We start from the raw sequence: 12,004 nt of genomic DNA on the forward strand, positions 1-12,004 counted from the left end.
TTTCAGATGGGGGGTCCCCACCGCGCAAGGTGAGTGCTGATGCTCACTCGAACCGCCGATGGGGATTCCCGTCCTTCCTTCTGGCCGCGCGTGCGCGAGTTCGCCGTGCCGCCCTCCATGATCGAGACTGCGACCGCCCGCCGGCACGCCGGCGACTGGGCGGGGGCGTGCGCCGCCGCGGGCATCGATGTCGATCTCAACCTGCGTTCCGTGGCACGCGGCCACGGGCGCGACCTCGCGTCCCGCATCCGGGCCGACCTGCGCCATCTGGCGCCGGACCTGCTGCGCTGGCACATGCCGAGGATCGCTCCCGACGGGCTGCTGCGCCCGGGCCTGACGGTCGCTCTGGCCCGCTACGACGCCCCCGGGCCCGGCGACGGCGCACGCCCGGTGCACCTCGTGGCCCGTACCGCGCCCCAGTGGGCGGACGGGGGTCAGCGGATCAGCCTCGCACTGTGGGACGGGTCCCGCTCCGGGGCCGGCGCCTGCCGTCATCCCCGTCCGCGTCCCGACCGGCGGTTCCGCCTCGACCTGCACCGCCACCTGTGGGACGCGCGCAGGACCGACGAGCTGCGCATCCGTCACGGGGCGGCCGCAGGGCCACCCTCCGACGACGGCCGCGCCACCGACCGGTGGGCCGCCGAGGCGCAGATCCTGCTCGCCGCCGAGGAACGGTCCACCGGCGCCGTCACCGTGCGGCTCGGGGCCCGGCACCGGCTGGTCCTGGACCTGGTCGCGCCCGGCGACGGCCTCGGGCCGCCCACCCTGCGTACCGCGCCGGCCCCCACGGCCGGCAGCGTCTCCGCGCTGCCCGTGCTGCCCGACGCCGCGACCTGGGTGCTGCCCGACCTGGACCTGCTCCGCGCCGGTGCGATCACGGCCGACCGGCTGCACCCGCTGGTCGCCTCCGCACTGGTACCGGACGGACCGCCGGCCGGCCCCTCCCGCCACCCGGACCGGCCGGGCGCTCCGCACCTCGTGGAGTGCCGGGGAGCCCTGCACCGGATCGGCCTGGTCGACGGGGTACTGGCGGCGCTGGACCACGACCCGGCCGAGATCCGCCGTGAGGAGTTCCTCGCCGCGCTGAGCGGTACCCCGATGCCCTGTCTGCAGGCCATCGACACGGCGCACCGTCAGCCGGACTGCCTGACCGGCGTCCGCGAACGCCTGGCCCACGGTGACACCGCCGGTGCGCTGGCCGTCGTAGAGGATCTGCTCGGCCCTGACGCAGTGTTGCGCGACGGGGCTCTGCGGGACGCGCTGGAGGCGGCCGCGCTGCGGCGGGTCACCTACGGCCTGTTCCGGGCGGGCCTGGCCGGACCCGGGCCCGACCGCATCCGCCCGGGGGCGGTCCGCCCGCGACACCACCGCCCGCACCCGCGCCAGGCGACCTCCGCCTGACCCCCGGGGAACCACCCGCCGACCGGGGCTCCTTGCCCCGTACCCGCTCGCCGACCTTTCACGAACCCCAAAGGTGATCACACTTGCCCGCGTACGCCCCTTCCGCCCGATCCCTCGCCCCGGCCGACCGTTCCCAGCTCGACGTCGCCGGCGAGCTGACGGCCCTGCTCCGCGACACCACCACCGAACTCCGCCCCGACACACAGCTGGAGGCGCTGACCCTGGCCGTGGCCGCCGACCTGCCCGTACTGCTGTGGGGTGAGCCGGGCATCGGCAAGACCGCGGCCCTGACCCAGCTCGCCGAGTCCCTCGACCTGCCGCTGACCACGGTCATCGCCAGCGTCCACGAGCCGTCCGACTTCTCGGGCCTGCCCGTCGTCGGGGACGATCCCGCGGAGCAGGGCGTCCCGATGGCCCCGCCGGACTGGGCCGTGCGACTGGTCCGGGCCGGCCGCGGGCTGCTCTTCCTGGACGAACTGTCCACCGCGCCCCCGGCCGTCCAGGCCGCCCTGCTCCGCCTCGTCCTGGAGCGCAGGATCGGCGCCCTCCAACTGCCGCCCGGCGTACGGATCGTGGCCGCGGCCAACCCGCGCGCCTCGGCGGCCGACGGCTGGGAGCTGAGCCCGCCGCTCGCCAACCGGTTCGTCCACCTCCAGTGGACCCACGACCACGAGGTCGTCGTACGGGGCCTCGGCGGGACCTGGCCCCGGGCGACCCTGCCTCGGCTCGATCCGGAGCGGCTGCCGCAGGCCGTGGCCTTCGCCCGCCGCGCGGTGTGCGCGTTCCTCACCGCCCGCCCCAAGCTCGTGCACCAGCTACCGGGCAACGAGACCCGCCGCGGCGGCGCTTGGCCCTCGCCGCGCAGCTGGGACATGACGCTGTCCCTGATCGCCTTCGCGACCGCGGCCGGCTCCGCCAAGGAAGTTCTCTCCCTACTGGTCCGGGGCACCGTGGGCGACGGCCCCGGGCTGGAACTCCTGGCCGGCCTGGACCGGTTGGACCTCCCGGACCCCGAGGAGCTCCTCGCCGACCCGGCGGGCGCCGTCCTGCCCGAGCGCGGTGATCTGCGGCAGGCCGTACTGGACGCGGTGGTGTCGGCGGTCCGCGAGCGGCCGGAGAAGTCCCGCTGGGAGGCGGCGTGGGCCCTCCTGGTGCGGGCGGTGGAGACCGGGGCACCGGACCTGGTGGTCGTCCCGGCGACGACGCTCGCCTCGCTGCGCCGGGCGGACTGGGAGGTCCCGGCGTCCATCGAGCGGCTCGCCGGGGTGGTGACCCTGTCCCGGCGCGCGGACGACGTGGCGAACCGTACGGCGGCCCGCGCCGGGGTCCCCGTGAGGGCCGGCCGGTGAGCCCGTCCGCACCGGGGCAGCCGGCCCTGGACCGCGACAAGCTGTTCAGCGCCCGCCTGCACGCCGCCCGGGTCCGCCCCTACCTGGCGACGGCGCTGTTCGCCCTGCACCCCGTGGAGTCGCGGCGGGTACCGACGATGGCCGTCGACCGGCACTGGCGGTGTTACGTCTCACCGGCGTTCGTGGACCGCACGCCGGTGGAGGAACTCGCCGGGGTGTGGGTGCACGAGGTGTCGCACCTGCTGCGCGACCACCACGGGCGCGGCGACCGGGTCGCGCGCGAGCGCGGTCTGACCGGCCCGGGAGAACGGCTGCGGATGAACATCGCCGCCGACTGCGAGATCAACGACGACGCCTTCGGCGACGGGCTGATCCGCCCCGAAGGCGCCGTGATGCCGGGGTCTCTGGGGCTGCCGGAAGGGGAGCTCATGGAGGACTACCTGCGCCGGTTCAGCCTCGGCCCGAGCACCCAGGACCTGGTCTGGCTGGACTGCGGCAGCGGCGCCGACGGACTGGAGCGGGAGTGGGACCTGGGGGCGGACGGCGCGCACGGACTGAGCCCGCAGGAACGGGACGCGGTGCGGTTCCGCGTCGCGCAGGGCATCACGGGCCGTCCGGGCAGCGCCTCGAAGGGGTGGCAGCGGTGGGCGGAGGAGGTGTTCCATCCGCCGCAGCCGTGGCGGGAGTTGCTCGGAGCAGCGGTCCGCTCGGCCACCTCCGGTTCGGGGGCGGGCCAGGACTACAGCTACGGCCGGCCCTCGCGGCGCTCGGCCGGGCTGCCCGGCATCGTCCTGCCCAGCCTGCGGCGCCGGCCGCCGCGGGTCTCCGTGGTCATCGACACCTCCGCGTCCGTCAGCGATGCCGAACTGGGCAGCGCGCTGCTGGAGGTCGCCGCGATCTCCCGCGCCGTGGGCGGCCGCCGCGATCTGGTCTCCGTGGTGCCGTGCGACGCGGCGGCCCGCATCGCGTACCCGCTGTGCCGCGGCGAAGGCATCCCGCTGCTGGGTGGCGGAGGTACGGATCTCCGTACGGGCTTCGCCAAGGCGCTCCGGTCGGGCCCCCGGCCGGACGTGATCGTGGTCCTGACGGACGGGCAGACCGCCTGGCCGGACACGCGGCCGCCGTGCCGGACGGTGGTCGGCCTCTTCCCCCGGCAGACAGCCGGTGCGTGGGACGAGGACGACCCCGACTACGTGCCGGACACGCCGCCCGAGTGGGCCCGCGTGGTGACCATCGGCTAGCCGGGCGTAGGGGTGCCCATCAGGTGGAACCCCGTCGTGACGGCGGTGCGCGGCCGCCCGAGCCCGGGATGCCTCCCGCCCGAGCGCGACCGTGGCCGAGGAGACGTTCAACTGGAAGGACGACATCCACGGCGGCCACTCCAGCCTCGCCTCGTACGGGGCCACCGGCGCGCAGGAAGCGTTCAGGCAGGTCACCGAGGGGCTGCGCACCTGCCGCTCCTACGAGAGCCAAGGTGCCACGTTCACCAAACTGTCGGTCAACGGCCTCGACGTACCCGCCTTCCCGCCCGCCCTGATCGCCCAGCAGATCTCCCCCTCCGGCAGGCGCAGAGCCGAGGATTCACGCCGACAGGCCTCGACGCAGGCAGGCTGTGAGCCGGGCCGCGATGGTTCCGTCGGGATCGAGGCGGGGGTTGAAGATGGTGACGTCGAGGCCGACGGCCCGTTCGTCGGACAGTGCCGCCGACAGCACCGTCTCCAGTTCCGACCAGGTCAGCCCGCCGGGGATGCGGTAGTCGACGGCGGGCATGACCGCGTCGTCCAGGACGTCCACGTCGAGGTGGACCCAGTAGCCGGCGCACGCGCCGTCCGTGAGCCGGCGGATCGCGTCACGCGCGGCCGCCGCGGCGCCGGCCGCACGGACGCCGTCGAGGTCGACGGCGTGGAGCCGTGGCGGCAGCGGTTGCATTCCGGCCGCCTCCGACTCGGCGGTGTCGCGGAAGCCGAAGGCGACCACGTCCTCGTCGCGGAGCAGCGGCCCGCGGCCTTCGACGTCGGCGAGCAGCCGGGGGCCGCGGCCCGTGGCCAGGGCGAGCTCCATCGACGCCGCCTCGCCGGTCGGCTCCGCCGACGGCTGGTAGAAGTCGGTGTGGCCGTCGAGGAACAGCAGCCCGTGGGGTCCGCGGCGGCGCAGGGCGAGGAGGTTGCCGAGCAGGATGCTGCAGTCGCCGCCGAGGACCAGGGGGAAGCGGCCGGCGTCGAGAGCGGCTCCGACCGCGTCGGCCAGTCGGACGGAGTACCGCGCGATGGCGGCTGGGTTGAGGATCCCGGTGTCGGCGTCCCGCCGCGGGTCGTAGGCCGGTGGTTCGACCCGGTCGGCGCGCACCGCCCCCGGGTGGTCCAGGAGACCGGCGTCGAGCAGGGCGCCCGGCAGGTCCTGGACGCCGGTCGGGCGCAGCCCGAGTACGGACGGCGCTTCGATGATCGCCACGTCGCGCATGTCTCAGCGGTCCTGGGATCGGTAGGCGCGCATCGCCAGCGGCATGAAGACGGCCGCGATGCCCGCCGCCCAGACCAGGGACCACAGGATCGGCCGGCCCGCGGGGGTGCCGAGCAGGAGTCCGCGGAAGGCGTCCGACAGGTGCGTGACTGGGTTGACCTCCACCCAGGCACGGAGCCAGCCGGGCATGGTGTCGACCTTGGCGAAGGCGCTGCTGGTGAACGTGATCGGGAAGATGAACGTGAAGGCGTAGACCTGCACCTTCTCCACGTCCCCGGCCACCATCCCGATGAGTACCGCCGTCCACGAGACGGCGGCGGCGAAGGTCAGCAGCAGTAGGGTCGCGCCGAGGAAGCCTCCGACGCCTCCGGTGATCCGGAAGCCCAGCAGCGTGCCGAGCGCGATCATGAGGAGCATGGCCCACAGCTGTTTGGCCAGGTCGGCCGTGATGCGTCCGAAGAGCGGCGCCGATCGGGCGATGGGCAGACTCCGCAGTCGGTCGAAGACGCCCTTCGTGAGGTCGGAGTTCAACGACATGGCGGTGTACATGCTCATGAAGAGGGTGTTCTGGACGATGATCCCCGCGAGCGCGTACTGGAGGTACTCGCGGGGAGAACCGGCCATCTGGCCGCCGAAGACGTAGGTGAACAGGAACACGAACATGATCGGCGTGATGCTGTAGTCGACGAGCTCCAGGGGGTTGTGCTTCACCGAGACCAGGCTGCGCCATGCCATGGTGGCGGTTTGCCGCAGAGCCGCCAGGGGGCGCACATGGCCGCCGCGACCGAGGCCTTCGGTGATCGTCGTGGCCGTCATGACGAAGTCCCGGCGTTCACGTGCTGGTCGTCGGCGTCGTCGGCTTCCGCATCGGCCGGGGCACCGTCCGGCGCCGCGTGGTGCCCGGTCAGCACCATGAACACCTCGTCGAGGGACGAGCGCCGCAGGGTGAGTTCGCCGACTTCGATGCCCGCCTGGTCCAGCCGCCGCACGACGCTCGGCATGAGCGCCGGGTCGTTGACGGGCGCGGTGATCCCGTCGCTTTCGATCTTGGTCTGTGGCCCGGCCGCCTCCGTGATCAGTGCGTGCGCCGCGCCGAGGTCGGCCGGGTGGGCGGGGCGCAGTTCCAGGACCTGTCCGCCGACCTGCGACTTCAGCTCGTCGGGGGTGCCGTCGGCGATCACCGTGCCCTTGTCGATCACCACGATGTTGTCGGCGAGCCGGTCGGCCTCGTCCAGGTACTGCGTGGTCAGCAGGGTGGTCATGCCCTCCGAGACCAGGGCGCGCAGCATGTCCCACACCTCGCCGCGGCTGTGCGGATCGAGTCCGGTGGTCGGCTCGTCCAGGAAGAGGATCCGCGGCCGCCCGACGAGGCTGGCCGCGAGGTCGAGGCGTCGCCTCATGCCCCCCGAGTACGCCTTGGCGGCCCGTCCCGCGGCGTCGGCCAGATGAAACCGCTCGAGCAGCTCGGCCGCCCGGGCCCGGGCGTCGGCGCGCGGCATGCCGAGCAGTCGGCCGATCATCAGCAGGTTCTCCGTGCCGGTCAGGTTCTCGTCCACGGCGGCGTACTGTCCGGTGAGCCCGATCAGGGAGCGGACGCGCCCCGCCTCGCGTACGACGTCGTGGCCGCCGACCTCCGCCCGACCGCCGTCCGGGAGCAGGAGGGTGGCGAAGATGCGGACCGCGGTGGTCTTCCCGGCGCCGTTGGGACCCAGCAGGCCGCACACGGTCCCCGCCGGAACCTGAAGATCCACCCCGGCCAGCGCGCGCGTCTCCTTGAACCGCTTGGCCAGGCCTTCGGCTCGGATCGCGTGCCTCATGGGATCACCTCGTATCCGCCCGCCGCCACTCGCGGTCACGTCGGGGAAGCCGTGAGTCACGGCTGCCGTACCGGAAGCGCCGTCATTCCTCTCAACTGTGACGCATGCCCCTGACAGTCCGCCTGCCGGGCGGCGGAGCCGGCGCGCACTCGGTTCACGCCCGATTCACCTCGCCCGGTCACCGTGGGCGCCATGGTCCTCAGTCGACGAGCACTGCTCGCACAGGCAACCGCGGCGGCCACCGCCGCCACTTCCTCCGTTTCGGCCCCGGCCGCCGCCTCCGAGCCGACCACCACCACGACGCTGCGCGGCACGATCCCGCCGGGCTCGCCGGACTTCGTGTACGTACCGCTCGAAGTACCCCCGGGGATACGCGAGTTACGCGTCTCCTACCGCTACGAGAAGCCGCCCACCCCGCCCGGCACCCCGGGCAACGCCCTCGACATGGGCCTGTTCGACCAGCACGGCACCGCGCTCGGCGGCCGGGGCTTCCGCGGCTGGTCGGGCGGCGCCCGCGGCGAGTTCTTCCTCCGCGGCGACGACGCCACCCCCGGATATCTGCCGGGCCCGCTGGAGCCCGGCCGCCGGCACGTCGCGCTCGCCCCCGGGCCGCCGGACTGGACTTCATCAACACCTCCGAGCACAACACCCACAGCTCCCACGGCGCCTGGGCGGGCGCCGCCGCCGAGGGCCTGCTCGTGCTCACCGGGGAGGAGGTCACCACCCGTACCGGCCACGTCCTGGCCGTCGGCACCGATCCGGGCACCTTCGTCGACTGGCGCTACCGGGCCCGCGACGGCCGGTTCGGGCGCTTCGCCCGCGCCGTCCGGCAGGCCGGCGGACTCGTCGTACCCGCCCACCCGCACGCCACCTGCATCGGCTGCGCCTGGAAGTTCGGCTACGAGGAGGTGGACGCGGTGGAGGTGTGGAACGGCCCCTGGACCCCCGACGACGAGGTGTCCCTGGCCTCCTGGGACGCCACCCTGCGCGGCGCGGACGGCGACCGCCCTCCCCGCCCTGGCCCACAGCGACTACCACCCAGACCCGGACCGCATCGGCTGCGGGTCGCCGATCCGGCCGCGGAGGTCCTCGTACGGCTGTCCGTGACCGGCGCCGAGGGCTGTGACCTGCGGCTGGTCACCGATCAGGGGCTCGCGTTCACGGCTCCGGCGGCGACCTCCCTGGGCGCCCGTGAGCGAGAAGGCCCCGTAGGAGCGGGCGGGTGCTTCGAACGGGCGGTTCACCGCCCGCGCGGCGGCGTGGCGAGTGCCGGTCCGCCCGGCGGCGGTGGGTGGTGGGGTTGAGTGGCCGGGCCGTCCCTACTTCCGAGGAGCTGCCATGGCCGTCCAGGAACGTCTTCCCGCCGGCACGATCCTGCTCTGCGATTCCCAGGCCTTCGGCTGCGCCGGTGCGGTGTTCCGCGTCGACCCGGCCGGCGGTGAGCCGCGGCTGGTCGCCATGGGCGGTGACCTCCAGGGGGCGACCGGGCTCACCATCGAGGCCGATGGCAGCGTCCTGATCAGCAAGGACCGGTTCTTCCCCGGTACCGGCGCGCTGCTGCGGCTGCCCGGCGGGGGCGGGACTCAGACGGAGGTGTCGTCCGGCGGGAAGTTCGCCGCCCCGGTGGACGTGGCCGTCGAGGCCGACGGGCACATCCTGGTCGCCGACAGCTTCGCCGCCGGATTCGGCGCCGTGATCCGGGTCCATCCCGCCACGGGTGAGCAGACCGTGGTGTCCCTGGGCACGGGGGAAGGCGGCGATCCTCCGCCGCGGCCCGTGAAGCTGTGCACGGCTCCGGACGGCGGCATTCTCGTCGTCGAGCAGGCCATGGCGGGCGGTGGCGACCACTCGGCCCGGGTGGTCCGCGTCGACCCGGCCGGCGGAGCCCGTACGACGGTGACCTCGGGCGGTGAGCTGCGCAGCCCGATCGGGGTGGCGGTCGACGGCGACGGCAGCATCCTGGTGGCCGACGCGAACGCCTTCGCCGGCTTCGGCGGTGGTGTGATCAAGGTGGATCCGGTGAGCGGGGCTCAGACCACCGTGGCCTCGGGCGGCGGGTTCGTCGCCCCTCAGGCCCTCGCGATCGAGGCCGACGGCAGCCTCCTGATCACCGACAACGAGGCCCTGAACGGCGTGGGCACCCTGTTCCGGGTGGACCCCGCGACCGGGGCGCAGCAGGTACTCGCCTCGGGCGGGGACTTCAAGCGCCTGACCGGCGTTGCGGTCGTACCGGCTGCCTCACACTGAGCCCTTGCGGCCCCAGGCCGTGAGCATGCCCGGTGACAGCCCGGTGCACCGGGGGGAATCCAGGTAGCGCACGGCCTCGTCGATCTGCGCGCGGTCGACGAGGCCCGTTCCCACCATGGCCTCCCCGGCCCGGTCCCAGGTATCGGCCCAGAACCTGCTGATGGCGCTGCCCGGTTCGAGCGGCGGTACGAGGATCTCGGCCGCCACGGATTCCAGCCCCGCCGCGCGCAGCAGCTCCGGGTGACGGGGAACCCGCGAGACGTCGGTCCCGATGGTGTCGCGCAGCCCCTGCCACATGGCGCGCATGGCGCGGGTGTACGGGGTGACGGGCGCGGACTCCGTCGTCAGGTCGACCGCGTCACTGATGACCAGTACTCCGCCGGGGGCGAGCAGCCCGCTCAGCTTGGCGACCATGCGCTGCGGGGACGGCAGGTGCATGAGGACGAACCGGGCGTGGACCAGGTGGAAGAGCCCCGGGGCGAAGTCGTCGGAGGTGATGTCCTCCTGTCGCACCGTCAGTCCCGGTACGGGGTGCGCCGCGAGGAACCGTACGCCGCGGTCCACCGCGAGGACCGCCGCGACGCCCGCCTCGGCCAGCAGTCTTCGCGCCACCGTTCCGGTTCCCGCGCCCACGTCCAGGCAGGTCCAGCCGGGGCCGGCTCCGAGCTGTCGCAGTCGGGCCATGGTCGTTTCGTCGTAGGTGAGGGCTCCGAGGTCGATACGGTCGCCCTCGCCTCCCTCGTCGGGACGGAAGACCCGCTCACCGTAGCGCCCCTCGCCCGGGAGCCGGGTGCCGTCCGACGGCAGACCCGCGCCAGCCATGTCCCCATTGTCCCCCGATCGGCCGCCGGGCGCGCCCGCGCGGGTCTATGCCGTCAGGGGATCTGTTCGATGCGTTGCCGGTTGAGGAGGTACGTGGGCAGGTACCGGTGTGTCAGGTCGACGGGGAAGCCGGCGTCGTGGGCCAGGCAGGCCATGGCGAGGGGGCCGAGTGCCAGGCGGGCGCGCGGCGCCGACGAATCGCCCCAGTACCCGCCGTGTTCCTCGACGGCCCCGGCGAGTGCCTTCGCGAAGGCGTCGTGGTCCCGCGCGACGAGGCGGTGGAAGAGCGCGACCGGCTGGAAGTCGATCCGGTTCACGAAGTCGTCCGGCGCGTGGGTCAGGTTCTCGGGCATGGACGTCCGCATGGTGGCGAGCAGCTGCTCGACGACCGCGTCCATGGAGCCCTCGGCGGAGAAGTAGGTCCGCAGGGTGTCGATCCAGTGCAGGACGTAGGTGTCGACGGAGTCGTCCTGTCGCAGCGTCTCCAGCGGAACCCGGCACAGCCGGGCGACCCGGTCGTGCTCGCGGCACACCACGGCGAGGTAGAGGGCGTCGAGCCAGGCGCGGGCGTCCGCGGGCGGGTCGGCGGGCGTGGCGGGCAGCTGCGTGACGTGGTCCTCGCCCAGGTGGCACGGCATGGGAGCGGATCCGGTGAACAGCGCGGAGCCCAGCTGCACGGCGGTGGCCCACGCGTCCCACGTGTCGATGTGCGACGCCTTGGGGTCGGTGGCGCAGTGGGCGTGGGCGAGTGCCAGGGCGGAGGCGAAGGCGTCGCCCAGCCCCGAGGGGTCCTGCGCGAGTCGGGCTGTGGACTCGGCCGTGGTACGGGTGAGTTCGGTGACGTCGGGGGCCCGGTCAGCGGCGGGGGTGGCGATCCGGCCGGCGAGGTCGAGGCGGACCAGACCCTTCATCAGGCCGAGCAGTTGCGGCGGCGGCTGGAGCGAGAAGGTACGGGTGTCGTCGTCGATGACCGTGAGGGAGGTCAGGCCGCCCCGGTGCCACCAGTAGACCCGCGGTGACAGGGGCCCCGGGCCGTCCTCGTAGGCGCCCAGGGCGTACGAGGCCAGGTCGTTGAGGGCATCGACCACCGAGCCGTCGGCGATCGGGTGGTAGGCCAGCAGGTGCCGGGTGGGGACGACGACGAGGGCGCCGGCGGCCGGGAGGGGCTCGCCGGTGACCCGTCGGGCCAGTTCCGACAGGTACAGCGCCTTGGCGGCGACGAAGTGGGAGTCGCCGTAGACGGAGTGCAGCGTCGCGCGTCCCTCGATGGGCACGTCCTCGTGCGTGACGGGAACGCGCATCAGGTTCCCGTACGCCGCCTGCCCCAGCTCCTGGAGCCCGACGCGCGCCACGTCGTCGTCGGTGAGGACGCGGACGCTGGTGGGTCCGTCGAGGGCGTAGGCGAAGACGAGCCCGTCGGCCACGACGCGCGCGTACCGCAGGTTGCCGGCCATCTCCGGGGTGAGCGATTCGACGGGCAGCAGCCGGGCACTGGTCCCGCGGAGCAGTTCCTCGGCGCTCTCACCGCCGAGGCTCGACCACGGTACACGGGGGTCGGGTATGCCCCTGGATTCAGGGGAGTTGTCGCGATTCACCCACTCGACTCTATTACATGACGGAACGGTTACGTGCCGTCACGCAGGGCGGTCCGATTCGTTGAATCCGAGCATGGACCGGAAAACCGTTTCTCCTCCGGAGTGTGCCGGATTCACCCGGCCGGCCCAGGAGTTCTGGCAGGCATCCGACGCACCGATCTACGACGCCGTGGAGCGGCAGTGGCTCGCCCAGGGCCGTGAGGTGCCCCGCCGCCCGGGCCTGTCGTGGGCGGGCCCGCGGCCGGTGACCGACGACGACCTGTTCCGTCGCGCCTGAGCTCACGCCACCCCCTCCTCCCGCGTGACTCCAGTC

Annotated in this window: 10 protein-coding genes and 1 pseudogene; 6 read left to right on the forward strand and 5 right to left on the reverse strand. The window is 73.7% G+C overall.

Annotated features, from left to right (window positions below; genetic code table 11):
- The first annotated feature begins 39 nt into the window (after positions 1–39).
- The 3 genes from ACGFYU_RS06320 to ACGFYU_RS06330 all read left to right on the forward strand — a co-directional run bounded on the left by ACGFYU_RS06320 (position 40) and on the right by ACGFYU_RS06330 (position 3,991).
- Positions 40–1,401 (forward strand): hypothetical protein, encoded by a 1,362-nt coding sequence (locus tag ACGFYU_RS06320; RefSeq protein WP_393826097.1) that lies wholly within the window; start codon positions 40–42, stop codon positions 1,399–1,401.
- A gap of 83 nt (positions 1,402–1,484) precedes the next feature.
- Positions 1,485–2,750: an AAA family ATPase gene (locus ACGFYU_RS06325; protein ID WP_393826098.1), complete on the forward strand. Its 1,266-nt coding sequence runs from the start codon at positions 1,485–1,487 to the stop codon at positions 2,748–2,750.
- On the forward strand, positions 2,747–3,991 hold the full coding sequence (locus tag ACGFYU_RS06330) for a VWA-like domain-containing protein (RefSeq protein ID WP_393826099.1): 1,245 nt from the start codon (positions 2,747–2,749) through the stop codon (positions 3,989–3,991). The genes ACGFYU_RS06325 and ACGFYU_RS06330 overlap by 4 nt, the downstream gene beginning before the upstream one ends.
- A gap of 340 nt (positions 3,992–4,331) precedes the next feature.
- Here ACGFYU_RS06330 and ACGFYU_RS06335 read toward each other — a convergent pair whose 3' ends face one another.
- The 3 genes from ACGFYU_RS06335 to ACGFYU_RS06345 are packed head-to-tail and all read right to left on the reverse strand — an operon-like array spanning position 4,332 to position 7,027.
- Entirely contained in the window at positions 4,332–5,210 is an 879-nt protein-coding gene (locus ACGFYU_RS06335) for an arginase family protein (RefSeq protein ID WP_393826100.1), read from the reverse strand.
- Positions 5,211–5,213: 3 nt separating this feature from the next.
- Positions 5,214–6,026 (reverse strand): ABC transporter permease, encoded by an 813-nt coding sequence (locus ACGFYU_RS06340; protein ID WP_393826101.1) that lies wholly within the window; start codon positions 6,024–6,026, stop codon positions 5,214–5,216.
- Entirely contained in the window at positions 6,023–7,027 is a 1,005-nt protein-coding gene (locus ACGFYU_RS06345; RefSeq protein WP_393826102.1) for an ATP-binding cassette domain-containing protein, read from the reverse strand. The genes ACGFYU_RS06340 and ACGFYU_RS06345 overlap by 4 nt, the downstream gene beginning before the upstream one ends.
- 192 nt (positions 7,028–7,219) lie before the next feature.
- On the opposite strand from ACGFYU_RS06345, the pseudogene ACGFYU_RS06350 reads away from it, so the two are divergent.
- Both ACGFYU_RS06350 and ACGFYU_RS06355 read left to right on the forward strand, forming a co-directional pair.
- A pseudogene (locus tag ACGFYU_RS06350) lies at positions 7,220–8,331 on the forward strand (CehA/McbA family metallohydrolase).
- Between the two features lie 34 nt (positions 8,332–8,365).
- On the forward strand, positions 8,366–9,274 hold the full coding sequence (locus tag ACGFYU_RS06355) for a hypothetical protein (protein WP_393826103.1): 909 nt from the start codon (positions 8,366–8,368) through the stop codon (positions 9,272–9,274).
- Here the strand turns inward: ACGFYU_RS06355 and ACGFYU_RS06360 are convergent.
- Positions 9,266–10,096 carry a class I SAM-dependent methyltransferase gene (locus tag ACGFYU_RS06360; RefSeq protein ID WP_393826104.1) on the reverse strand — a complete coding sequence of 277 codons (831 nt, stop codon included), beginning with the start codon at positions 10,094–10,096 and terminating at the stop codon, positions 9,266–9,268. The genes ACGFYU_RS06355 and ACGFYU_RS06360 overlap by 9 nt on opposite strands.
- A 53-nt stretch (positions 10,097–10,149) precedes the next feature.
- Positions 10,150–11,691 (reverse strand): immunity 49 family protein, encoded by a 1,542-nt coding sequence (locus tag ACGFYU_RS06365; RefSeq protein WP_393826105.1) that lies wholly within the window; start codon positions 11,689–11,691, stop codon positions 10,150–10,152.
- 73 nt (positions 11,692–11,764) lie between these two features.
- Here ACGFYU_RS06365 and ACGFYU_RS06370 point away from each other — a divergent pair, with 73 nt between their 5' ends.
- Positions 11,765–11,968 carry a hypothetical protein gene (locus ACGFYU_RS06370; RefSeq protein ID WP_393826106.1) on the forward strand — a complete coding sequence of 68 codons (204 nt, stop codon included), beginning with the start codon at positions 11,765–11,767 and terminating at the stop codon, positions 11,966–11,968.
- The last annotated feature ends 36 nt before the right edge of the window (positions 11,969–12,004 follow it).

The organism is Streptomyces sp. NPDC048337 (assembly GCF_043201175.1).
Taxonomy (GTDB): Bacteria; Actinomycetota; Actinomycetes; order Streptomycetales; family Streptomycetaceae; genus Streptomyces.